At 72.2% G+C, this 22,841-nt stretch carries 16 protein-coding genes, 1 tRNA gene and 3 pseudogenes; 7 read left to right on the top strand and 13 right to left on the bottom strand.

All coding sequences use genetic code 11. The features are described from left to right. Positions 1-6: 6 nt before the first annotated feature. The 6 genes from blsE (at position 7) to FB563_RS12285 (ending at position 6,644) form a co-directional block, all read left to right on the top strand. Positions 7-999, top strand: a complete 993-nt coding sequence (gene blsE / locus FB563_RS12260) for a cytosylglucuronate decarboxylase (protein WP_055709121.1) — start codon at positions 7-9, stop codon at positions 997-999. A gap of 55 nt (positions 1,000-1,054) precedes the next feature. Further along, entirely contained in the window at positions 1,055-1,993 is a 939-nt protein-coding gene (gene blsF, locus FB563_RS12265; protein WP_055709120.1) for a CGA synthase-related protein, read from the top strand. A 52-nt stretch (positions 1,994-2,045) separates the two neighbouring features. Beyond that, on the top strand, positions 2,046-3,209 hold the full coding sequence (locus tag FB563_RS12270) for a DegT/DnrJ/EryC1/StrS family aminotransferase (protein WP_055709119.1): 1,164 nt from the start codon (positions 2,046-2,048) through the stop codon (positions 3,207-3,209). Positions 3,210-3,261: 52 nt separating this feature from the next. Beyond that, complete coding sequence (locus tag FB563_RS12275; RefSeq protein ID WP_142218646.1) at positions 3,262-4,548, top strand: MFS transporter; 1,287 nt, start codon at positions 3,262-3,264, stop codon at positions 4,546-4,548. Between the two features lie 90 nt (positions 4,549-4,638). Further along, positions 4,639-4,863, top strand: coding sequence for a hypothetical protein (locus FB563_RS12280; RefSeq protein ID WP_142218647.1), 225 nt, complete (start codon positions 4,639-4,641; stop codon positions 4,861-4,863). Between the two features lie 161 nt (positions 4,864-5,024). Further along, the gene (locus FB563_RS12285; protein WP_142218648.1) at positions 5,025-6,644 is read left to right on the top strand and encodes an ABC-F family ATP-binding cassette domain-containing protein; all 1,620 of its coding nucleotides are present in this window, start codon (positions 5,025-5,027) and stop codon (positions 6,642-6,644) included. A gap of 221 nt (positions 6,645-6,865) precedes the next feature. Here FB563_RS12285 and FB563_RS12290 read toward each other — a convergent pair. The 5 genes and pseudogenes from FB563_RS12290 to FB563_RS12310 form a co-directional block, all read right to left on the bottom strand. Continuing rightward, positions 6,866-7,336, bottom strand: a pseudogene (locus FB563_RS12290) (YdcF family protein); the annotation flags it as partial. 2 nt (positions 7,337-7,338) lie between these two features. Next, positions 7,339-7,779, bottom strand: a pseudogene (locus FB563_RS12295) (helix-turn-helix domain-containing protein); the annotation flags it as partial. Positions 7,780-7,823: 44 nt separating this feature from the next. After that, positions 7,824-8,564, bottom strand: a complete 741-nt coding sequence (locus FB563_RS43495; RefSeq protein WP_055708094.1) for a hypothetical protein — start codon at positions 8,562-8,564, stop codon at positions 7,824-7,826. Positions 8,565-8,759: 195 nt separating this feature from the next. Then, positions 8,760-9,083: a hypothetical protein gene (locus FB563_RS12305; RefSeq protein ID WP_055708095.1), complete on the bottom strand. Its 324-nt coding sequence runs from the start codon at positions 9,081-9,083 to the stop codon at positions 8,760-8,762. Beyond that, entirely contained in the window at positions 9,077-9,220 is a 144-nt protein-coding gene (locus tag FB563_RS12310; RefSeq protein ID WP_199832915.1) for an ATP-binding protein, read from the bottom strand. The genes FB563_RS12305 and FB563_RS12310 overlap by 7 nt, the downstream gene beginning before the upstream one ends. Between FB563_RS12310 and FB563_RS12315 the strand changes: the two are divergent. Then, a pseudogene (locus FB563_RS12315) lies at positions 9,211-9,753 on the top strand (tyrosine-type recombinase/integrase); the annotation flags it as partial. The gene FB563_RS12310 and the pseudogene FB563_RS12315 sit on opposite strands and share 10 nt — an antisense overlap. A gap of 129 nt (positions 9,754-9,882) precedes the next feature. On the opposite strand, the gene FB563_RS12320 reads toward FB563_RS12315, so the two are convergent. From FB563_RS12320 to FB563_RS12355, 8 genes are all read right to left on the bottom strand, one after another. Continuing rightward, a tRNA-Thr gene (locus FB563_RS12320) sits at positions 9,883-9,956 on the bottom strand. 119 nt (positions 9,957-10,075) lie between these two features. After that, complete coding sequence (locus FB563_RS12325) at positions 10,076-11,677, bottom strand: alpha/beta hydrolase (protein ID WP_055708096.1); 1,602 nt, start codon at positions 11,675-11,677, stop codon at positions 10,076-10,078. Positions 11,678-11,762: 85 nt separating this feature from the next. After that, on the bottom strand, positions 11,763-12,968 hold the full coding sequence (locus tag FB563_RS12330) for a DNA polymerase III subunit delta' (RefSeq protein WP_055708097.1): 1,206 nt from the start codon (positions 12,966-12,968) through the stop codon (positions 11,763-11,765). Between the two features lie 174 nt (positions 12,969-13,142). After that, the gene (gene tmk, locus FB563_RS12335; RefSeq protein ID WP_055708098.1) at positions 13,143-16,523 is read right to left on the bottom strand and encodes a dTMP kinase; all 3,381 of its coding nucleotides are present in this window, start codon (positions 16,521-16,523) and stop codon (positions 13,143-13,145) included. Positions 16,524-16,638: 115 nt separating this feature from the next. Then, positions 16,639-19,470: a type I DNA topoisomerase gene (topA, locus tag FB563_RS12340; RefSeq protein ID WP_055708099.1), complete on the bottom strand. Its 2,832-nt coding sequence runs from the start codon at positions 19,468-19,470 to the stop codon at positions 16,639-16,641. A 266-nt stretch (positions 19,471-19,736) separates the two neighbouring features. Beyond that, complete coding sequence (locus FB563_RS43500) at positions 19,737-19,934, bottom strand: hypothetical protein (protein WP_055708100.1); 198 nt, start codon at positions 19,932-19,934, stop codon at positions 19,737-19,739. 474 nt (positions 19,935-20,408) lie between these two features. After that, positions 20,409-21,929 carry a N5-glutamine methyltransferase family protein gene (locus tag FB563_RS12350; RefSeq protein WP_055710165.1) on the bottom strand — a complete coding sequence of 507 codons (1,521 nt, stop codon included), beginning with the start codon at positions 21,927-21,929 and terminating at the stop codon, positions 20,409-20,411. A 179-nt stretch (positions 21,930-22,108) separates the two neighbouring features. Next, positions 22,109-22,735 carry a hypothetical protein gene (locus FB563_RS12355; RefSeq protein WP_055710164.1) on the bottom strand — a complete coding sequence of 209 codons (627 nt, stop codon included), beginning with the start codon at positions 22,733-22,735 and terminating at the stop codon, positions 22,109-22,111. Positions 22,736-22,841 lie beyond the last annotated feature (106 nt).

Consider the following 22,841-nt stretch of genomic DNA (forward strand, 5'->3'; position numbering starts at 1 on the left):
CCGATCATGCAGGAACGACACCGCTATCTGTTCATCCGTGTGCTGGAGGCATGCAACGCCGACTGCTTCATGTGCGAGTTCGCCCTGTCCCGGGACACCTACCGGTTCAGTTTGGAGGACTTCGCCGAACTGCTCCCGGAGGCGGTGGCGAAGGGGGTGGGCTACGTCCGCTTCACCGGCGGCGAGCCGCTGATGCACCGGGACGTCGTCGATCTGGTGCGCATGGGCACCGAGCACGGCATGCGCATGTCGCTGATCACGAACGGCATGTTCCTGCCCCGCTTCGTCGACCGGCTCGCCGACGCCGGGCTGGCCCAGGTGATCGTCAGCCTGGACGGCTCCTCCGCCGCCACCCACGACGTCTACCGCCGCTCCCCCGGCATGTTCGACAACGGCCTGGAAGGGCTGCGCCGGGCGAAGGAGCTGGGCATCATCCCGCGCGTCAACTCCGTCGTGGGACCGCACAACTTCGCGCAGATGCCCGAGCTGCAGCGGGTGCTGACCGACCTCGGCGTCCAGCAGTGGGAGCTGTCCGCGATCAAGCTGGACCGTGAGATCCGCTATCCGTCGGCGGAGGAGGTCATCGCCACCTGCGAGCCCATCTACACCGCCGACCCGGCCACCACGCTCGTACCGCTCGGCAAGCGCTTCTACGGCGACACGCCCGAGGAGCAGAAGGCCTTCTTCGAGGAGTCCCTGCCGCCGCGCGCCTCGGAGCCCCTGTGCCTGGTCACCGACGACGTGATCTACCTGGACGGCAAGAACGGCCGGATGTTCTCGTGCAGCTGCCTTCCGCACAAGGAGGGGGACGAGGGCCCCGGCGGTGCGCCGCTGCGCACCGGCGACGGCAAGGTCATGCTCGACAGCCCGGTCTTCCGCACCCACGCGGACCTCTTCAAGCAGCAGGGTCCGACGATGTGCGGCGGCTGCTCCGCGACCGCCGCCGGCTACAGCGACGACCTCGCCCGCATGGGCACCGTACCGGCCTGGAGCTATTGACGGCCCCGCCTTCCCCTCACGCCCGCGTCTGGAACCGACCGCGCCCGGAGCCACCATGTCCTCACCCACCACCGCCCCGCATCCCGCCCCGCCGCGGCTGCGCGTGCTCGCCACCGCGCGACCCGCGCTGGAGTCCCAGGCCGCACTGCGCCACGTCAGCGCCCACCTCACCGAAGTCGAGCTGACCGGTCAGCCGGACGCAGGCCCCGCCCCCGGCGCCGCCGTGGTCTGCGACGACGACGTGCTCGCCGCGCGCCTGAGCGCCTCCGGCGTGCCCGTCGTGTTCGTCGCCTCCGGCGGCCCCCCGCCCGGCGACACCTGGCCACCGTCGGCGGTCCGCTGCCTGCACCAGCCCGGCTGGCTGGGCGGGCAGCGCGCCAAGGGCGTGCACAACGTCGGCACGATCGCCCCGCCCCGGGCCGCCCGGGCGCGCGCGGCGCGCGGCGCGGTCGTCCAGCTGTCCACACCGGATCTGCACCCCGACGACCACGCGGCCGTCGCCCGGGCCGGCGCGACCCTGCGCGCCGCCGTGGAAGCGGCACAGTACGACGGGAAACCGCTGCTCGGTGTGGTCCTGGACGCGCCGGTGCCCGCACGCTCCGCCCTACTGTCCGCGGCCGGGGAGGACGCCGGCGCGCTGCCCGTCGCAGGGGTCGAGGAGGCCGCCACGGAGCGGCTGCTGGCCGAGGCGTCGCTGCTGGTCACCTCGCCTCTGCTGACTGCCGTCAACCAGGCGCACGCCGCTCGGGTCCCGCTGCTGCTGCTCCCGGCGCTGGACGCGCACCAGGCGAGCCGGCTCGCCGGGATCACGGATGCCGCCGGCGTCGAGGTGCTCGACGCGGCCGCACCGGACGCCTCGGCCGACCGCGCCGTCCGAGGTGCCGACCCGCTCTGGAGCCGCGTTTCCCGGGCACTGGAGCACGCCGGCGACGACCGGCGCGGCGCCCAGCGCGTCGCCCGTCAGGTCCGGCAGCTCCTGCTCGCCCCGTTCTGACGCGGCCTCGCCCCGCAGCCCCTGTCCACCCACCTCGAACGGAAGCCCGCTGATGCTGCGTCCCTTCCCCTACGGCGCCAACTACCTCTCCCTGGAGGACACCCCCGAACTGCGCCGGTCCCTCGACAACAAGGTCCTCTTCCGGTACAGCGCCCCCGCGCCGAGCAACGCCGACCTGCTGGAGGAGTACGCCGCCGAGCGGCTCGGCGCGGGGCGGGCGCTGACCGTGCCGAACGGCACACAGGCCCTGCGTGTGGCGCTGATGGGCACCCGACCGCGGGTCGGCGACCCTGTGTACATACCGGCGGTCACGTTCGTCGCGGTGGCCGGTGCCGTGCTGTCCTGCGGACTGGTTCCGGTCCTCGTCGACGTCGACGAACGGTTCGGCCTGGACGCCTCGCTGCTGCCCGCGGACGCGGAGCGAGTGGTGGTGGCGCACATGGAGGGCACCGTCGTCGACCTGCCCGAGCGGGTGCCGTACCTGATCGAGGACACCGCGCAGGCCATGGGCGGACGCCACGCGGACGGGCGGCACGCCGGGACCGTCGGCTACGCGGGCACGTTCAGCTTCCACCACGCCAAGATCCTCACCTCCGGCGAGGGCGGCCTGGTCGTGGTCCGCGACCCCGCCCATTGGGACGTCCTGCGCTCCTACACCGACCACGGCTCGGCCCGCGAGCAGGGCAAGTACCCGGGCTGGAACCCCGGCGCGTTCTACGGCGAGAACCTGTGTGCCAACGAGGCCGTGGCCGCCGTACAGCTCCAGCAGTTCCGGCGGCTGGACGAGATCCTCTCCTCTCTGGACCGGCACTACGCCCTGACGCTGGAGGCGCTCGGCGAGCGCCCGGACGTCACCGTGGTCGCCAAGCGCCCCGGTGACGTCAAGACCAGCGTGCGGCTGCTGCTGGAGTCCCGGCACCTGCGAGACCGGGCCATGGAACGGCTGGAGGAACGGGGGCTGCCCTGCTGGACTCTGGACAAGTACCTCCTGCCCGAGCACCCGGTGGTGGCGAGCCGCGCCTCGCTGTACACGGATGGGTTCCCGTGGAACCTGGCCGACGGCGACGACCGTTACGCGCCATTGAGCTGGGACGGTTTCACCGCAACCCACGACAGGCTGAACCGCACCCTGTGCATACCGCTCACCCCGGAACTCGACGAGGCGGAACAGATCCTGCTAACCAAGGAGATCGCCGCCGTCGTCGCCGCGCTCTGAACGGCAACGTCCTGCCCGGCGGCCCGCCCCCCACAAGAACCGAGAGAATGCCATGACCCACGCCGTATCCGACAGCCGGCCCGAAGAGCCGTCCACTGAAACCGGCGCCAAGCCCCCGCCCGCCGGGAACCGGTTCCTCACCGTCCTGCGCGACAAGACCATGCGCGCTCCACTGCTGTGGAGCATCGTCGGTCGGTTCCCGCTGTTCCTGGTCACGCTCGCCCTCGTGGTGTTCGCCACCTCGCGCGGCACGGGCTACGGCTCCGCGGGCCTGCTTCTGGCCTGCTACTCGCTGGGCGGTGCAGTGCTCGCGCCGATCGTCGCTCGCCGCGTCGACGTACACGGCCAGACCCCCCTGCTCCTCCTCACCGGTGTCGTCCACCCGCTGGCACTGATCGCTCTGGTGTGCATGGCGCCTGACGCCCGCCTCGCGCAGCTGGTGTGCGCGAGCGTCGCGGGCGCCACGATCCCGCCGATCAGCGGATCCGTCCGGTCGCTGTGGAGCACTCTGCCCACCAGCGGCCGGGAGGCGGGCTTCTCCCTGGAGGCAGTGCTCAGCGAGATCTTCTTCATCGGCGGACCGCTGCTGCTCAGCGGCATCCTGTTCTGGGGAACCCCCGCCACGGCCCTGGTCGTCGGCGGAGTGCTGGCGGGCGTGGGCGCCATCGGCTTCGCCACCACGCAAGCCTCGCGCAACTGGCGCGCCGAGGAGACCGAGAGCGACCTGCTGGGCGCGCTGCGCTCGCCGGGCCTGGTCCGGCTGCTGGCCATCCTGGTCTGCGCGGCCGTGTCCACGGGCGTGTTCAACCTGGCCCTGCCCGCCTTCGCCGAGGAACACGGCTCCGCGGACAGCGTCGGGCTGATCTTCGGTGCCTGGGGCGTCGGCGGGGTCGTCGGCGGGCTCTGGTACGGCAGCCGTAACCGGGACTGGCCCGCCGAACGCACCCTCGCCATCGGCCTGCTCCTCCTGTCCGCGCTCACCGCACTGCCCCTGCTCGCCTGGGACAACTGGTCGATAGGCCTGGCCCTCGCCATCGGCGGCCTGGTCTATGCCCCGGTGACGGCCGTGGAGTACGAACTCGTCGCGCGCACGGCCCCGTCGGGTGCCATCACCGAGGCCTTCACCTGGGTCATCACCGTGAACGTCGTCGGCACCGCCGTCGGCTCCCAGCTCGGCGGTCTCCTCGTCGGCTCCTACGGCACCTGGGCGGCCTTCGTCGCCGCGGTCGCCGCCCTGCTCGCTGGCGCCGCCGTCGCCTTCGCCGTACGCCACCGGTTCGCGGCCCCGGACGCCTCCCCCGGCTCCGCCCACCCCGACCTGGCGGGCTCGGAGCTGTAGGACTCCACCGCCCTCCGCCCACCCAAGGAGTGTGCACGACCGGTCCCCGTCCCTCCCCGCTGCCGCCTCCGCCCAGGCGCCGGACGGGTCGTGGCGGCCACCCCGTTCGAGGAACTCCCGCGGCTGCCCGGCGGGCTCGGCGGGCGCGTGCCGCTCGTGCCGCTCGTGGCGGGCGCGGAGGTGACACCGCAGCGCGCCTCCCCCGCATCGTCGGGCCATGTGCGCGTGCAGGGCGGCGACGTGGCCGAAACCATCTCCCGGATGCAAGCCGTGCTGGACCATTTCCGGGCGGAGGCCCTCGACCAGGCGGCCTGAGCGGTTTGCCCCTGCGGCGGCCCTGGGCACCCCCGGCCACCGTCGGCCCGGAAAAAAATGAGCAGCCGTCGACCAGGCCCGCCTGGCACCGTGGTCCGGGGCCGCCCGCCCACACAGCGCACCGGCGCCGTACCCGAACAGCAGACAAGGACACAGGAAAGATGGGACATCTGGAGGCCTCTCACCTCGAGTACTACCTGCCCGACGGGAGGACGCTGCTCGGCGACGTGTCGTTCCGGGTGGGCGAGGGAGTGGTGGCGGCCCTGGTCGGCGCGAACGGGGCCGGCAAGACGACCCTGCTGCGGCTGCTGTCCGGCGAGCTGAAGCCCCACAGCGGCACGGTCACGTCGAGCGGCGGTGTCGGGGTGATGCGGCAGTTCGTCGGTTCGGTTCGGGACGAGAGCACGGTCCGCGACCTGCTGGTGTCGGTGGCACCGCCGGGCATCCGGCGGGCCGCGCAGGCCGTGGACGCGGCCGAACACCAGATCATGACGGTGGACGACGAGGCCGCCCAGATGAAGTACGCCCAGGCCCTGGCCGACTGGGCGGAGGCGCGCGGCTACGAGGCGGAGACGCTGTGGGACATGTGCACCATGGCCGCGCTCGGCGTGCCGTACGAGAAGGCGCAGTGGCGTCAGATCCGCACGCTCTCGGGCGGTGAGCAGAAGCGGCTCGTCCTGGAGGCGCTGCTGCGCGGTCCCGACGAGGTGCTCCTGCTGGACGAGCCCGACAACTACCTGGACGTGCCGGGCAAACGGTGGCTGGAGGAACGGCTCGGGGAGACCGCCAAGACCGTGCTGTTCGTCTCGCACGACCGGGAGCTGCTGGCGCGGGCCGCCCAGCGGATCATCGCGGTGGAGCCGAGCCCGGCCGGCTCCGACGTCTGGGTGCACGGCGGTGGTTTCGGCACCTTCCACGAGGCGCGGCAGGAACGGTTCGCCCGGTTCGAGGAGCTGCGCCGCCGCTGGGACGAGAAGCACGCCCAGCTCAAGAAGTTGGTGCGGGACCTGCAGCAGTACGCCGCGCGCAGCGACGACATGGCCTCCCGCTACCAGGCGGCGCGGACCCGGCTGCGCAAGTTCGAGGAGGCCGGTCCGCCGCCGGAGCCGCCGCGCAAGCAGGAGATCCGGATGCGTCTGCACGGCGGGCGCACCGGGGTGCGGGCCGTCACCTGCGAGCAACTGGAGCTGACGGGGCTGATGAAGCCTTTCTCCCTGGAGATCTTCTACGGCGAGCGGGTGGCGGTGCTCGGCTCCAACGGGTCGGGCAAGTCGCACTTCCTGCGGCTGCTGGCCGGGGAGGACGTGGCGCACACGGGCACGGTGAAGCTGGGCGCACGGGTGGTACCGGGTCATTTCGCCCAGACACATGCGCATCCCGAACTGATCGGGCGCACCCTGGTGGACATCCTGTGGACCGAACACGCCCGTGACCGGGGCGCGGCCATGTCGGCGCTCCGCCGCTACGAACTGGACCGGCAGGGTGACCAGGCTTTCGACCGGCTCTCCGGCGGACAGCAGGCGCGCTTCCAGATCCTGCTGCTGGAACTACAGGGAACCACCGCCCTGCTGCTGGACGAGCCGACCGACAACCTGGACCTGGAGTCGGCGGAGGCCCTGCAGGAGGGGCTGGAGGCGTACGAGGGGACGGTCCTGGCGGTCACCCACGACCGCTGGTTCGCACGCTCCTTCGACCGCTTCCTGGTGTTCGGCAGCGACGGCCGGGTACGCGAGACACCGGAGCCGGTGTGGGACGAGCGCCGCGTGGAGCGGGCACGCTGACGGGGTGATGGGCGCTCCGGCGCTGGGCCGTGGAGAGCGGAAAGCCGGTACAACGGATGGCGCGGATTCGCATCCTGCAGGGGGCACCACTTCAGAGGGCCCCACCTGCAAACGTACGTAGGTGAGGCCCCTCTGACAGTTGTGCCTGCCATCAAGGCGGGCGGTCGCCGGCGATCACTGACGACCGGGGACGAGCATCATCGTGCGCAGGCGGTCGGGAGTCAGCTGGTGATGAGGCGGCTGTCGAAGCCAGCCCGCAGCAGGCGCTCGTAGGCCTCGTGGACGGCCCCCGGTACGTCCTGCTCCACGGCGAAGCCGAGCTTCGGGTACTCGATCACCCGCTGAAGGTCGCCGACGAGCATGTCGGCCACGAGCTTCTCGTCGCCGATGGACTTGAGGTAGTCCTCCAGCTCCAGCGGCTCGGAGGCGCACACGACGTCGACCCCGGACCACAGCTTGCGACAGGTCGCGTACGAACGGCGCTCCATGTACGGCTTGGAGATCAACAGCAGCGACTCGACCGCGATGCCTGCTTCCGCCGGCAGCTCACGGGAGAAGGCGATGTTCTGCCCGGTGTTCGCCGCCTCCGTCTCGACCATGATCGCCTCGTCCGGCACTCCGAGCGTCAGGGCGTGCTCGCGGTAGTGGACGGCTTCGCCGCATGGAAAGCGGGCGCGAGTGGTGGGGCTGTTGGTCCGACCACAACGACCATCCGTGTGTCTGCGTCGATGACGACTTGGTGATTGGTGGAGTACCTCTAGTTCTTGGACTGCTCTGCGGCGCTGTGGTCGCGGGTGGGCACGAGCGTGCCGTCGGCGATGAGTACGGTGCCGGGGCGAAAGCGTTGCCGCTGCCTGAGCGCCAGCAACGGCCCATCGTGGTCGATGATGCGGTCGGCAGCTGACTTGGAGATGCCGAAAAGCGGGGCAAGCTGGCGCAGTGTCAGGTTTGTTCGCCAGTACGCGGTGACCAGCAGCACCCTGTCTTCGAACGGCAGTGACCAGGGACGTCCCCGGCGAGTCAGCTCAGCACCTTCTCGGCGCAACATAGCGGTCCGCCTGCGGAAGTCGCGCGGTTGCAGTCCGCTGAACCGGGCTATCCAATGCGGTTCCGACGCCGTGATCACACCAGTCACGCGAAGAGATCGTTCCACACCTGTGGACCTCGGAAAGCCGCGACTCAGCCGTAGCGGCTTCGCCGTGGCTCCACGGAACCCACCTGCTTCATGCGCTGGATCTCCCGCTCTGCCGCTTCCAAGTGCCCGAGGTCGAGGGCCATCGCGGCACGCCCGGCGACGTAGAAGATGTCCTGGCGGATCTGACAGTCCAACCCCGGTTGGCGGCACAAGACCAGGAACTGCACCTCGACACTGAGTTCGATGCGGCCCATCTCGTCCCGGACGCGGACCGGGAGTGCAGCGTGCCGGAGGTCCTTGGCGTAGTCACGCGTCTGGCGGTCGGCCTCGTCAGGCCGGGCTTCCACGGGACGGTAGGGGTGATCGGTCCACTCTGCGTCAGCCCAGCAGACGAGTTCGTCCAGGTACTCCGAGGCGACCACCAAATCCGGGGGCGATGAGGAGAGGGCCGCGTCCGCGCCGGCAATTAACTGGACGGGACGGCGTCGCGCCTCGTCGCCCGCCACGCACATCGCGATGAAGCCCGACAACACATCGAGCCTTGTCGGCGACGTTCGCCCGACCCCCTTCATGGAGGAGATGGCACCGAGCCTGGAGCACGGAGAGGTCGTGCTGAGGCTGCCGCTGCCGGAGGACGTCGCCCTGAAGATGATCTCGGTCAGGGACGTCGGCCTGGTCGCCGCCGCGCTCCTGCCCGACACCGCGGAGGCACGGGCGGCGGCGATGGACTTCCGGGAGACGATCAGCCCGTCCTCGACGGGCAGGATGACGGTGTTCTCGGGCATCGTGCACTCCTGTTCTCTGGGCTTCCTCTTCTCTGGGCTTCCTCCCGCTCAGCCGGAGCGAGAGGTCTTGAGCGGATCCGCTGTGCCGGTTCTTGGCAGCGCGGATCCGGAGCGGCTCCGGCCCGCCGGGGCGGGCACGAGCGCGCGCCGTTCCGCCCGGGGCCCTTTTCGGTACGCCGGGGGGGTCTGTGGGTGCTACAAGGAGGCCCGCAGGCCCTGCAGGACGCGGGAGAGCAGGGCCGTATCCAGCTCGTTGGCCTCGACGGCGGCTCGCCCGTCCGCGTGCCACTGCGCCAGTCGTTGGCGCCAGGCAGCTCCGGCGCGCATGACTTCGGTGCGCATGTCTGCCAGCGCCAGATCGGTTTCTATGCGGAGCCGTACGAGGTCGGCGGGTGTCAGCCGCAGGGCGCGGACGGTGATCGTGCCCTCGGTGCGGCGGGGTACGGCCGGCTCGACGCACCGCTCCGGATCGGCGACGCCCGCCAGTTCGTCTTCGGGCAGTAGCCGTACGGTCAGCACGGTGAGACCGCCCGCTCCGCCCAGACGGTCTTGCCCCAGCGCATTTCGTCGTAGCCCCAGCGGTGCGCGAGCGCGTCGACCAGTACCAGGCCGCGCCCGGTCTCGTCGCCCTCGGCGACCAGATCCAGTCGAGGCATCCGAACCGAAGACCGACAGTGGCTTCCGCGTCGTAGCCCTGGACGACGACACCGTCGGCGTCCTCGAACGGCACCGCAAGCAGCAGGAGGCGGATCGCGAGGAATGGGGGTCGGCGTGGGTCGAGACGGGCCTCGTCTTCACCCAGGAAGACGGCTCATGGCTGCACCCCGGCAAGGTCACTGACCTCTTCGAACAACTCGTCACCACCTCCGGCCTCCCGCCGATCCGGCTGCACGACCTACGGCACGGCGCGGCCACGCTCATGCTCGCCGCCGGCATCGACGTGAAGATCGTGTCGGACACCCTCGGGCACAGCGATAGCCGGGTCACGCGGGACATCTACCAGAGCGTCCTCCCCCACGTCGGCAAGAGCGCCGCCGAGGCCACCGCGAAGCTGGTCCCGCTCCAGCGGAAGGCGGAGGCGGAGGAAGCCGCACGTAAGGCGGAGAAGGCCCGGAAGAAGGCCAAGCGCGCCAAGAAGGCCCAGGCCGAGGGCAAGAAGAAGGCTCAGCGGAAGAAGCCCAAGGAGTAGCAGGGCGGGCCCCCTCCGCTCACGCATCGCTCACGCAAGCCACCCCACGCCACTCCAGCCGTGTGACGCGCCATGCCCCGGGCAACACAAAACCCCAGGTCAGCGACTATGTGCCCTGGGGTTTCTCAGAGCCGCCTTCGGGATTCGAACCCGAGACCTACGCATTACGAGTGCGTTGCTCTGGCCATCTGAGCTAAGGCGGCGCGCCGTCCGCACCATGGTGCGATCGGCAACGTCGGTAAGTCTACACAGTTTCCGGGGGTGCTCCGACCACGCCCCGGAAGCGAGGGCTCCGGGGCGGGCGACAGGGGCCGGGCAGGGGCTATGAACAGCGCTTTCCCACGCTCGGCGGGGTGCCCTGGAGCAGGTAGGCGTTGATCGCCGTGTCGATGCAGGTGCTGCCGCGGCCGTAGGCGGTGTGGCCGTCGCCGACGTACGTCAGGAGGCGGCCCGAGGACAGCTGGCCGGCCAGGGACTGGGCCCAGTGGTAGGGGGTCGCGGGGTCGCGGGTGGTGCCGACCACCACGATCGGCGCCGCGCCCGCCGCCTCGATGCGGTGCGGCTCACCCGTGGCCTTCACCGGCCAGTACGCGCAGTTCAGCGAGGCCCAGGCCAGGACTTCGCCGAAGACCGGGGACGCCTTCTCGAAGGCCGGCAGCGCCTGCTCGACCTGCTCGGGGCCGGTGAAGGCCGACGGCAGGTCCAGGCAGTTCACGGCCGCGTTGGCCATCATCAGGTTGCTGTAGTGACCGTTGGCGTCACGTTCGTAGTAACTGTCGGAGAGCGCGAGCAGGCCCGCGCCGTCGTTCTCCTTCATCGCCGAGGTCAGCGCCTCGCGCAACTGCTCCCAGGTGCCCTGGTCGTACATCGCCGCGATCACCCCGGTCGTGGCCAGCGACTCGCCCAGCTTGCGGCCGTCCGCGTCGCCCGCCGGGATGGGGTGCGCGTCCAGCTTCCGGAAGAACGCCCTGAGGTGGTCGCCGACCTGCTCCGGCGTCGTGCCCCTGCTGCCGAGGGCGCAGTCGGAGTGCCGTACGCAGTCCTTCGCGAACGCCTGGAACGCCGTCTCGAAGCCGGCCGTCTGGTCCAGGTTCATCTGGCGGGCGTCCAGGGACGGGTCCATCGCGCCGTCCAGCACCATCCGGCCGACCCGGTCGGGGAACAGGCCCGCGTACGTCGCGCCGAGGAACGTGCCGTACGACGCCCCCACGTAGTCCAGTTTCGGATCACCCAGTGCCGCCCGCAGGATGTCCATGTCGCGCGCCGCCTCGACGGTGGAGACGTGCCGCAGCAGCCGTGCCGAGTGCGCCCCGCAGCTCTCCGCGAACTCCCGGTCCGCCGCGACCAGCGCGTTCCGCTCCCGTTGGTCGTCCGGGGTCAGGTCGGTCTCTGTGTACGTGTCCATCCGGCGGCCGTCGAGACACTCCACGGGCTCGCTGCGGGCCACGCCCCGCGGGTCCACCGCGACCATGTCGTAGTGGGCACGGACGTCGGCCGGGTACCCGATGCCCGCGTAACTCTGCAGGTAGCCCACCGCCGAGCCGCCGGGGCCGCCCGGGTTGACCAGCAGCGAACCGAGCGGCTTGCCCTTGCCGGTGGCCGCCTTGCGGGCCACGGCGAGCCGTACGTCGCCCGCACCGGGATCGGCGTAGTCCAACGGGACCTTCATCGTCGCGCACTGGAAACCGGGGACACCGCAGCCGCGCCAGCGCAGCCGCTGGGAGTAGTACGCGGAGAGCGTCGACGGCGTCGCACGCGGCAGCGCGGCCAGCACCGCGTCCGCACCGCCCGGCGACGTGGTCGAGCCCCCGGAGGAGCAGGCGGACACGAGCAGGGCGGCGGCCGTGAACAGGGCGGCCGTGAGGCGAGCCGTCGTCCGGTGGCGGGCGCCGCGGGTCCGGCGGAGGGATGGCCTGGTGTGCATCCCGCGAGCGTAACGCTGTGCGACGCCCCGGACGCGATACGTGGCAATTGTCGCCTCGTACGAGGGACAAAGGCGGCGGCGTGGTTCAGCCCGCCCGCAGCGCCATCGTCATCGCCTCCACCGCCAGCAGCGGGGCCACGTTGCGGTCGAGGGCCTCGCGGCACGCGGCGATCGCCTCGATGCGGCGCAGGGTGGATTCCGGGCTGCCGCCGCGCGCCAGCCGCTGCAGGGCGTCCTCCGCGTCGCCGTTGGCGATCGCCACGCGGGAGCCGAGCTGAAGGGCGAGCACGTCGCGGTAGAAGGCGGTGAGGTCGCCGAGGGCGATGTCGAGGCTGTCGCGCTGTGTACGGGTTCTGCGGCGCTTCTGCATGTCCTCCAGGTCCTTCATCACCCCCGCCGTGCCGCGCGGCAGCCGGCCGCCCTGGGCCGCGCCCAGCGCCGCCTTCAGCTCCTCGGCCTCCTTGCCGTCCATCTCCTCGGCGAGCTGCTTGGCGTCCTCGGCGGCCGCGTCGACCAGTTCCTGGGCGGCCTTGAGGCACGCACCGACCTCGTCCAGCCGCAGGGGCAGCTTGAGCACGGCCGCACGGCGCTGCCGGGCCGCCGGGTCCGTGGCCAGGCGGCGGGCGCGGTCGACGTGCCCCTGCGTGGCGCGGGCGGCGGCCGCCGCGACCTCGGGTTCGATGCCGTCGCGCCGTACGAGCATGTCGGCGACCGCGTCCACGGACGGCGTGCGCAGGTTCAGGTGGCGGCAGCGGGAGCGGATCGTCGGCAGGACGTCCTCGATGGAGGGGGCGCACAGCAGCCAGACCGTGCGCGGGGCGGGCTCCTCCACCGCCTTGAGGACGGCGTTGGCCGACTTCTCGTTCAGCCGCTCGGCATCCTCGACCAGGATGATCTGCCAGCGGCCGTTCGCCGGGGCGGTGAACGACTTGCGGACCGTGTCCCGCATGTCCTTCACGAGGATCTCGGAGCCCACTGCGGCCACGGTGGTGACGTCCGCGTGGGTGCCGAGCAGCGCGGTGTGGCAGCCGTCGCAGAAGCCGCAGCCGGGGGCTCCGCCGAGGGCGCGGTCGGGGCTGACGCACTGCAGGGCCGCGGCGAAGGCCCTCGCCGCCTGGTTCCGGCCGGCTCCGGGCGGGCCCGTGAACAGCCAGGCATGCGTCATCCTCGACGCCTCGGGCAGCGGCTCGTCGGCCGCTGCGGCCGTGACCAGGGCGTCGGCGTCCCGCGCGGCCGCGTCGAGCACCGCGCTCACCTTCTCCTGCCCGACGAGGTCGTCCCATACGGTCATGGGTCACGCCGCCCTTCCGTCACACTCCGCGTTCCTGCCCTCCATTGTGCGGGCGGGCACTGACAGTGAGGGTCGCCGGCAGCCGGAGCGGCCGCGGACGGCCACCTCGGCGAGCAAAGGGGCGGCGCCGTCGGTGCTCCGACGACGCCGCCCCTGCTCAGTTCCGCGAGGACATCAACCGCGGCCGCCCCGGCCGCGGCCCCTGCGGCCCTGCTCCTCGTCGTGGTCGTCCTTCTCCCGCTGGTCGTACGACCCCAGCAGCTCGTCCGCCAGCGACGGCAGGTCGTCCAGCGGGGTCTCCTCGGCCCAGTCGGGACGCGGCCGGCGGCGGGGGGTGCCGTCGGCGTCGAGCTGCGGCATCTCGCGCGTACGGTCCTCGGAGCCGTCGGGGCCGGCGGCGGGCCGCTCGTCGCGGAAGAAACCGGACGGCATCCGGTCCGCCGGGTCGCCACCCCGTACGGGCGGCAGTACGGCCGTCTCGTCGGCCGCCCCGGGGACCACCGGAGGCAGTACGGCCGTCTCGTCGGCCGCCCCGGGGACCACCGGCGGCAGCACCGCCGTCTCATCGGCCGCACCCGGAACCGGCGGCTGGGGCAGCTCGGCCGTCACCTCGGCGTCGGGTGTGCCGGGCTCGGCCGGCCGTGCGGCACGCGCGTTACGCGCGCCCTTCGCCCCGCCCTCCTCGGACCTCTCGGGCTCGTCGGCCGCGTCGCGCACGGGACGCAGCACCGTCGTCTCGTCCGTGCCCGCCCCGCGCCCGACCGGCTCGCCCTGCCCCGGCGGGACGACCGGGGTCGGGACCGTCTCCTCGGTGCCGCGCCCGTCCGGCGACACCACCGGGGTGGGCACCGTCGCCGCGTCCGGGCCCGGCGCGGCCGGCAGGGGCGTGCTGGAGCGGCGGGCCGCCGTGTCGGCCGCCGCCGCTGCCTCGGCCGCCTGCCGGCGGGCCTCCTCGGCGCGCAGCAGGGCCTCCTCGGCCTTGCGCTGCTTCTCCAGGCGGCGTGCTTCCTCTTCCGCGCGCAGCCGGGCCTGCCGGGCCTCCTCCTCGGCGCGCAGCCGGGCCTCCTCCTCGGCCTGCCTGCGGCGGCGCTCCTCCTCGGCCCTGCGGCGGGCCTCCTCCTCGGCGCGGGCCTTCTCCTCGGCGAGCAGCCGCTGGCGCTCCTCCTCCGCGCGCCGGGCCGCTTCGGCGGCCCGCTGCCGGGCCTCCTCCGCCTGCCGTTCGGCCTCGCGGCGCTGCGCCTCCTCCAGCTCGCGGCGCTTGCGTTCCTCCTCCTCGGCGCGCAGCCGGGCCAGCTCCTCCTGGCGCTCGCGCTCCAGGCGCTCCTCCTCGGCCTTGCGGGCGGCCTCTTCCTCGGCCTTGCGGCGGGCCTCCTCCTCGGCCTTCTTCCGCGCCTCCTCCTGGGCCTTGATCTCGGCCTCGGAGAGCGGGAGCACGGTGTCGAGCCGGTGCCGGATCACGGTGGTGACGGCCTCGGGCTCCTGCCCGGCGTCCACCACCAGATAGCGGCCCGGGTCGGCGGCGGCCAGGGTGAGGAACCCGGACCGCACGCGCGCGTGGAACTCCGCGGGCTCCGACTCCAGCCGGTCCGGTGCCTCGGTGAACCGCTCGCGGGCGGTCTCCGGGGAGACGTCCAGCAGCACGGTCAGGTGCGGGACCAGCCCGTTGGTCGCCCAGCGGTTGATGCGGGCGATCTCGGTCGGGGACAGGTCGCGGCCGGCGCCCTGGTAGGCGACCGACGAGTCGATGTACCGGTCGGAGATGACCACCGCGCCGCGCTCCAGGGCGGGCCGTACGACCGTGTCGACGTGCTCGGCCCGGTCGGCGGCGTACAGCAGCGCCTCCGCGCGGTGGGACAGGCCGGCCGAGGACACGTCCAGCAGGATCGAGCGCAGCCGCTTGCCGACGGGGGTGGCCCCCGGCTCGCGGGTGAGCACGACCTCGTGGCCCTTGGCGCGGATCCACTCGGCGAGGGCCTCGGCCTGGGTGGACTTGCCGGCGCCGTCGCCGCCCTCCAGGGCGATGAAGAAGCCGTTCGCCGCCGGTGCCTCGACCGGGTCGTCGCCGCCGAGCAGCGCGTCCTTGAGGTCCTGGCGCAGCGGGATGCCGGAGCGGTCGTCGACCTTGGCGAGCACCAGCGCCGCGACCGGCAGCAGCAGCGCGCCGACCAGCATCAGCGTGAAGGAGGCGCCGCCGTGCGCGAAGACGAAGCGGCCGTTCTGCAGGCGGTGCCGGCCGATGAGACCGGCGACCACGGGCGCGATCAGGGCGCCGAGCGCTATGAAGACCCGGACGACCGCGTGCAGGTGCTCGGTGACGCGCGCCCGGCGGTAGTCCTCGGTCTCCTGGTCGAGCAGGGCGTGCCCGGTGTTCGCGGCCACGCCCGCGGTGACGCCGGCCAGGGTGACGATCAGCAGCACCGTGGTGACGTCCGGGACCAGCCCGGCGGCCAGCAGGGCGATGCCGGTGAACGCGATCGCGAGGGCGAGCAGCCTGCGGCGCGAGAGCGAGGGCAGCAGCGCGGGGGCCGTACGGATGCCGACGGCGACGCCGCCGGTCAGGCCCAGCACCAGCAGGCCGTACAGGACCGGGCCGCCGCCCAGGTCGGTCGCGTGCAGCACGCACACCGAGACGGCCGCGGCGATGGCCCCGGCGACCGCTGCGCAGGCCGGGACGAGCAGCGGGATGGCGCCCGTGCGGCCCTTGTCGACGCCGCTGCCGGTGCGCGGGCGGCGCAGGCCCTCCAGCGGGGACCGGGCGCGCGGGGTGCGCACCTCGGGCAGCTCCAGGGAGGTCAGCACGGACAGGGAGGCGGCGAACAGGCCTGCCGCCACATACGAGGCGAGGGCCGCGTGATGCTGGTCGAACCAGGCCACGCCGGTGCCCAGCAGATTGTTGAGCAGGGCGGCGACGACCAGCGTGGCGGCCGCCAGCGGGACGGCGAGGAAACCGGTGCGCAGCGAGAGACGGCGCAGGGCGTCCATGTGGTCCGGCAGCGGCCGTACGGTGGCGCCCTCCGGGGGCGGGCCGGGCAGCAGCGCCGGCGCCGCGCTCTCCCGGCACACCGTCCACAGGCGCTCGGCGACGCCGGTGACGAAGGCCGTGACGAGCAGGAGGGCCAGCGCGTTGCCCGGGGTCCAGTCGATCCACAGCGGCGCGACGATCAGCAGCGCGGCGCGCACGCCGTCGGCGCCGGCCATCGTCCAGCGGCGGTCGAGGGGGCCCTCCTGGGCGGTGAGCGTGGTCAGCGGGCCTAGGAGGACCGCGCCGAACAGCAGCGCGGCGAGGACGCGCGCCGCGAAGACCGTCGCCACTGCGAACGCGACACCCCGGTATCCACCGCCGAAAGCGCCCTGGGCGATCGCCGCCTGGAGGGCGAGGACGACCAGGACGAGGAGTGCGAGGGTGTCGCCGACACCGCTCACCAGCTGCGCGCTCCACAGGCGCCGCAGTTCGGGGCGGCGCAGCAGGGAACGCACGGCGCGCTCGCGGGAGTCCGCGACCAGGGCGTCGTCCGGGGCTGTGGTGGGGGCCGTTGGCTGCTCGGCTCGCGTCATGCGTTCAGCCTATCGGCAGCCACCGACACCACGCCCCGCCTCTCCTGGCATGGGCACGCCCCGACATCAAAGTGATGCCGGGGCGTTCACATTGCGAAGCCGGAAAGCGGCGGCGTCAGCCCTCCGCGCCGGAAGTCGGGGCCTTGGAGGCGGTCGCCTTCTTGGCGGTCGTCTTCTTCGCCGTGGTCTTCTTCGCGGCCGCGGTGGTCTTCTTCGCCGCCGTCTTCTTGGCGGCGGTCTTCTTCGCCGGGGCCGTCTTCTTGGCCGTGGCCTTCTTCGCGGTCTTCTTGGCGGGCCCCTTCGCGCGCTTCTCGGCAAGGAGTTCGAAGCCGCGCTCCGGGGTGATCGCCTCCACGCTGTCGCCGGAGCGCAGGGTCGCGTTGGTCTCGCCGTCGGTGACGTACGGACCGAAGCGGCCGTCCTTGACCACGACCGGCTTGCCGGAGACCGGGTCCTCGCCCAGCTCCTTCAGCGGCGGCTTGGCGGCGGCCCGACCGCGCTGCTTGGGCTGGGCGTAGATCGCCTGCGCCTCCTCCAGCGTGATCGTGAAGATCTGGTCCTCGGACTGCAGGGAGCGCGAGTCCGTGCCCTTCTTCAGATACGGGCCGTAGCGGCCGTTCTGCGCGGTGATCTCCTGGCCGTCGGCGTCCGTGCCGACGATCCGCGGCAGCGACATCAGCTTCAGGGCGTCGTCGAGCGTCACCGTGTCCAGCGACATGGACTTGAACAGCGACGCCGTGCGCGGCTTGACCGCGTTCTTGCCGGTCTTCGGGGTGCCCTCGGGGAGGACCTCGGTGACGTACGGGCCGTAGCGGCCGGCCTTGGCGACGATCTGGTGGCCGGTGGCCGGGTCGGTGCCCAGCTCGAAGTCGCCGCTGGGCTTGGCCAGCAGTTCCTCGGCCAGCTCGACGGTCAGCTCGTCCGGCGCCAGGTCGTCCGGGATGTCGGCGCGCTGGTGCTGCTCGGTGTCCTTCTCGCCCCGCTCGATGTACGGGCCGTAGCGGCCGACGCGGAGCACGATGTCGTTGCCCACGGGGAACGACGACACCTCGCGCGCGTCGATCGCGCCCAGGTCGGTCACCAGCTCCTTGAGGCCGCCGAGGTGGTCCCCGTCGCCGTTGCCCGCCTCCGCCGCGCCGCCGTGACCGGTGCCCTCGCCGAAGTAGAAGCGCTTCAGCCACGGCACGGCCTGGGCCTGACCGGCCGCGATGCGGTCGAGGTCGTCCTCCATCCGGGCGGTGAAGTCGTAGTCGACGAGCCGCCCGAAGTGCTTCTCCAGGAGGTTGACCACGGCGAAGGAGAGGAAGGACGGCACCAGGGCCGTGCCCTTCTTGAACACATAGCCGCGGTCGAGGATCGTGCCGATGATCGACGCGTACGTCGACGGGCGGCCGATCTCGCGCTCTTCCAGCTCCTTGACCAGGGAGGCCTCGGTGTAGCGGGCCGGGGGCTTGGTGGCGTGGCCGTCGACCGTGATCTCCTCGGCGGACAGCGCGTCGCCCTCGGCGACCTGCGGCAGCCGGCGCTCGCGGTCGTCCAGCTCGGCGTTCGGGTCGTCGGCACCCTCGACGTAGGCCTTCAGGAAGCCGTGGAAGGTGATCGTCTTGCCGGAGGCGCTGAACTCCACGTCCCGCCCGTCGGCGGCGGTGCCGCCGATCCGCACGGTCACGCTGTTGCCGGTCGCGTCCTTCATCTGGGAGGCGACGGTCCGCTTCCAGATCAGCTCGTAGAGCTTGAACTGGTCGCCGGTCAGGCCGGTCTCGGCGGGGGTGCGGAAACGATCACCCGAGGGCCGGATCGCCTCGTGGGCCTCCTGCGCGTTCTTGACCTTGGCGGCGTAGGTGCGCGGCTGCGGGGGCAGGTAGTCGGCGCCGTACAGCTGGGTGACCTGGGCGCGGGCGGCCGCGATCGCGGTGTCGCTCAGCGTCGTGGAGTCCGTACGCATGTACGTGATGTAGCCGTTCTCGTACAGCTTCTGGGCGATCTGCATGGTCGCCTTCGCGCCGAAGCCGAGCTTGCGGCTGGCCTCCTGCTGCAGCGTCGTCGTACGGAACGGGGCGTACGGCGAGCGGCGGTACGGCTTGGACTCGACGGAGCGCACGGAGAAGCGGGTGTTCTCCAGGGCGGCGGCGAGGGCGCGGGCGGTCGCCTCGTCGAGGTGGAGGGTGTTCTCGCTCTTCAGCTGTCCCAGGGAGTCGAAGTCGCGGCCTTGCGCGATCCGCCTGCCGTCGACGGTCTGCAGGCGGGCGACGAGCGACGACGGGTCCGACGGATCGCCCGCGCGGCCGGTCGCGAAGGTGCCCGTCAGGTCCCAGTACTCGGCAGAACGAAACGCGATGCGCTCGCGTTCCCGCTCGACGACGAGACGGGTCGCGACGGACTGGACACGGCCGGCCGACAGGCGCGGCATGACCTTCTTCCACAGGACCGGCGATACCTCGTAGCCGTAGAGGCGGTCGAGGATGCGGCGGGTCTCCTGGGCGTCGACCAGCTTCTGGTTGAGCTGGCGCGGGTTGGCGACGGCCTCGCGGATCGCGTCCTTGGTGATCTCGTGGAAGACCATCCGCTTGACCGGGATCTTCGGCTTGAGGACCTCCTGGAGGTGCCAGGCGATGGCCTCGCCCTCCCGGTCCTCATCGGTGGCGAGGAAGAGCTCGTCGGAGTCCTTCAGCAGGTCCTTGAGCTTCTTGACCTGCGCCTTCTTGTCGGCGTTGATCACATAGATCGGCTGGAAGTCATGGTCGACGTCCACACCGAGGCGGCGTACCTCGCCGGTGTACTTCTCGGGCACCTCCGCGGCGCCGTTGGGGAGGTCGCGGATGTGCCCGACGCTCGCTTCGACGACGTAGCCGGGGCCGAGGTAGCCCTTGATCGTCTTCGCCTTGGCAGGCGACTCGACGATGACGAGTCGGCGGCCGCCCTGTGCGGTCTCGCTGGTCGGGGACAACTTCGCTCTTCTCTCCGGTCGACGCTGGGGCCTCCCCAGGTTCCTCCCGGGGTCGCGGCGTACTTCTGGCACGTGTGACGCTGCGGAGTGTGACGGTACATCCCGCCCCCGTGTCAAACGGGAAAAGCCCACAACGGCCACTCGAACGGTAACCCGACTACCGGTATTCCTGCCGCCCGGAGTCCCGGGTACCCACTCAAGGCCTGTCCGGAGCGTGACGCTCCCCTTACTCTCGCGGCAGCCTCACCGCCGCGCGCCCGCCGACGTCAGAGGCGGGTCAGGCAGTACCCGGCGAGGGCCAGAGCGACCGTCCCGGCCCCGCTCGCGACGGCCGCCGATGCGACCCGGTTCACACCGTGGGCCACCGGCTCGCGGCGCCTGAGGCGGGTGCAGGTCCAGGTCAGCAGGGCGCCTCCGAACAGGGCGAACACGATTCCCGCGAAGATCGCCGGCCCGCTCTCCATCCCCCGCCCACCTCTTCCGTGCCGTCCGGCTCCGCCCGCGCCGCGAGACTGGCACGCACGGGAGCCGGAGGGGAGACGGGCAGGCGACATCGGAGTGAACGAAAGGTCGACGTGACATCGAACACAAGATCGAATAGCGCGGGCTGGGCTCGCGGCACCCATATTTTTCCGGCCGTTTTCCCCGCATCGGCGCGTCACGGCACCCGACCCCGACCCGCGGCGGTCCGCACCCCCGGCATACGACGATGATCCGGACGCGGCCACGAAGGCATCGGGGGCCGGCTACGACCGCCCCCGTACCCGGCGTACCTCACCCGACCCACGCCGCCATGGCCCGTCACAGTCCCGACCGGCCGCCGCTGCCCTGCCCGCCCCCGCCGCCCCGGTCAGCGCGCCTGGCCCGGTCAGCGCGCCTGGCCCGGTCAGCGCGCCTGGCCCGGTCAGCGCGCCTGGCCCGTCAGGTGCCTGGCCCGGTCAGCGCGCCGGCTCGAGGAAGCCCTGCTCCACCAGCAGGCGGATCTGCGCGGGCGTCCGGTCGCGCAGCACCACCGGGTCCTCGCCCATGAGCTGGGCGATGGCGTCCAGGATGCGCCCTGCGCTCAGCGTGCCGTCGCACACACCCGCGAACCCGGCACCGACGGTGTCCACCTTCGTCGCCCGGCGCATCCCCCGGTGCTGCCGCAGCACCACATGCTCCGGGTCCTCGGCGCCGGGCAGCCCGACCTGCTCCTGGACCACCTCGGCGGCGAGCTTGAAGTGGCTCTCGAGCAGAGCCGCGTCGTCGTGCTCCCGGAGATAGTCGAGACGCTCGAAGTGCGCCCGGATCGTGTCCCCGAGGGGCTGCTCGACCGGGTGCGGCCACTCCTCGACCGTGACGACGGGCTCGGCGGAACCCGTCCGGCGCAGGGTGATCCAGCCGAAGCCGACCGCCTTGGTCTTGCGCGCCTCGAACTCGTCGAGCCAGGCGTCGTACCGAGCCTGGTACTCCGCCGGATCGCCGCGGTGGTCACCGGCGTCCCTCAGCCACAGCTCGGCGTACTGCGTGACGTCCTGTACCTCGCGCTGCACGATCCAGGCATCGCACCCGCGCGGCACCCACGACCTGAGTCTGTCCTGCCAGTCCTCCCCCGCTACGTGCTGCCAGTTGGCGAGGAACTGCGCGAACCCGCCCTCGTTCAGCCGTTCCCCCGCCTGCTGAACGAGCGAGCGGCACAGATCGTCCCCGCCCATCCCGCCGTCCCGGTAGGTGAGTCGGGCGCCCGGCGAGATGACGAAGGGCGGGTTGGAGACGATCAGATCGAAGGTCTCGTCGGCGTGGACCGGCTCGAACAGCGAGCCCTCGCGCAGATCGGCGGCGGGCGCGCCGGAGAGCGCGAGCGTGAGCGCGGTGGTGTGCAGGGCGCGCGGGTTGAGGTCGGTGGCCGTCACGCGCGTGGCGTGCTGGGCGGCGTGCAGCGCCTGGATGCCGGAGCCGGTGCCGAGGTCCAGGGCGGACGCGACCGGGGTACGGACGGTGATGCCTGCCAGCGTCGTGGAGGCGCCGCCGACGCCCAGGACCACGCCCTCGTCGCGCTGCCCGATGCCACCCGCCCCGCCCACGGCACACCCGAGGTCGGACACGATGAACCAGTCCTCGCCGCCGGGACCGCCGTAGGGCCGTACGTCCACGGTGGCGGCCACCTCGTCGCCGCCCACGCGCGTGAGCCAGCCGGCCTCCAGCGCCTCCTCCACCGGCAGAACGGCCGCCACACGCGCGTGCGGCACCGGCTGCTGGAGCAGGAACAGCCGTACGAGCGTCTCCAGCGGCGTGTCGCCACGGGTCGCCCTCAGGGCGGGCACGGTCTCGCTGCGGGCCAGCGCCGCGTACGCGGGGGCGCCGAGCAGGTCCAGCAGACCGTCGGCGGTGAAGGTGGCGGCCAGCAGCGCGTCACGCAGGCGCGCGGCGACGTCGGGCCGGTCGGAAGCGGGCAGGGAAGCGAGTCCGGAGTCAGTCACGCCCCCATTGTGGCCCGCGGCACCTTCCGCACGCGGCCTCAGCACGCCTCACCGCCGCAGTTCGGCACGCCTCACGGACACGGCTCGGCACGCCCCACGCCCCGGCCCGGTCACGCCCCGTCGGCCGCGGCCCCGACCGCCGTACGCGAGCTGTCGGCCGGCGGCCGGGAAGCGTCCCGTCAGCCCGCCGACGGGGAGGACGGGGACGAAGCCGTGGCCGCGACCTTCTTGCAGCTGGCCTGCTGGGCGATGGCGTTCTTGACCTCACCCTGCTGGAGCTTCTCCAGCGCGTCGGTGCCGCTCTTGTGCTGCTTCTCCAGGTCCGTCATCTGCACCGCGACGTCGTGCAGACCGGAGGCGAACTTGGCCTGGTCCTTGGTGTTCAGCGCGTCGACCTGCTTCTTCAGGCCGGCGTAGGAGGCGGAGAGACCGTTGAAGCTCTTCACGACGTCCTGCAGCCGCTTGGCGCCGTCGCTGACACCGGGAGGCGCGCCCGCGTCGCTGACGGCCGTGGCGATCGCCTTGTAGCCGTCGGCCATGTCCTGGAAGGCCTGCGAGTCCGTCTTCTGGAGCGTTTCGGGCTTGGCGGTGTCGGCGGCCGTCGTGCTGATCGCCGCGTTCGCCGCCTTGATCTTCGCGTCCTGCGCGGGCACCGCGTCGCACACCGACTTGGCCCAGGCGACCAGCTTGGGGTCGGGCCCCTTGTCACCGCCGCCGCTGCTGCATCCCGTCAGCGCCACCACCAGTACCGCACCGCCGGACAGTGCGGCCGCGAGCTTCTTGTTCACCGGATCGGTCCCTTCCATGGCTCTCGGCCCACGGACCCTACACGGCGGACCCACACCCCCCACTCCCCGAACGCCCCCTAAGGCACCCTTTGTGACTCTTTGCACCATGAGAGAGAAGGCTCAC

Source organism: Streptomyces puniciscabiei (assembly GCF_006715785.1).
Taxonomy (GTDB): domain Bacteria; phylum Actinomycetota; class Actinomycetes; order Streptomycetales; family Streptomycetaceae; genus Streptomyces; species Streptomyces puniciscabiei.

What these genes read in the sequence shown, in the direction of transcription:
- blsE (WP_055709121.1), top strand. Translation starts at nt 7, where the DNA reads ATGCAGGAACGACACCGCTATCTGTTCATCCGTGTGCTGGAGGCATGC.
- blsF (WP_055709120.1), top strand. Translation starts at nt 1,055, where the DNA reads ATGTCCTCACCCACCACCGCCCCGCATCCCGCCCCGCCGCGGCTGCGC.
- FB563_RS12270 (WP_055709119.1), top strand. Translation starts at nt 2,046, where the DNA reads ATGCTGCGTCCCTTCCCCTACGGCGCCAACTACCTCTCCCTGGAGGAC.
- FB563_RS12275 (WP_142218646.1), top strand. Translation starts at nt 3,262, where the DNA reads ATGACCCACGCCGTATCCGACAGCCGGCCCGAAGAGCCGTCCACTGAA.
- FB563_RS12285 (WP_142218648.1), top strand. Translation starts at nt 5,025, where the DNA reads ATGGGACATCTGGAGGCCTCTCACCTCGAGTACTACCTGCCCGACGGG.
- FB563_RS43495 (WP_055708094.1), bottom strand. Translation starts at nt 8,564, where the DNA reads ATGCCCGAGAACACCGTCATCCTGCCCGTCGAGGACGGGCTGATCGTC.
- FB563_RS12310 (WP_199832915.1), bottom strand. Translation starts at nt 9,220, where the DNA reads ATGCCTCGACTGGATCTGGTCGCCGAGGGCGACGAGACCGGGCGCGGC.
- FB563_RS12325 (WP_055708096.1), bottom strand. Translation starts at nt 11,677, where the DNA reads ATGCACACCAGGCCATCCCTCCGCCGGACCCGCGGCGCCCGCCACCGG.
- FB563_RS12330 (WP_055708097.1), bottom strand. Translation starts at nt 12,968, where the DNA reads ATGACCGTATGGGACGACCTCGTCGGGCAGGAGAAGGTGAGCGCGGTG.
- tmk (WP_055708098.1), bottom strand. Translation starts at nt 16,523, where the DNA reads ATGACGCGAGCCGAGCAGCCAACGGCCCCCACCACAGCCCCGGACGAC.
- FB563_RS43500 (WP_055708100.1), bottom strand. Translation starts at nt 19,934, where the DNA reads ATGGAGAGCGGGCCGGCGATCTTCGCGGGAATCGTGTTCGCCCTGTTC.
- FB563_RS12355 (WP_055710164.1), bottom strand. Translation starts at nt 22,735, where the DNA reads ATGGAAGGGACCGATCCGGTGAACAAGAAGCTCGCGGCCGCACTGTCC.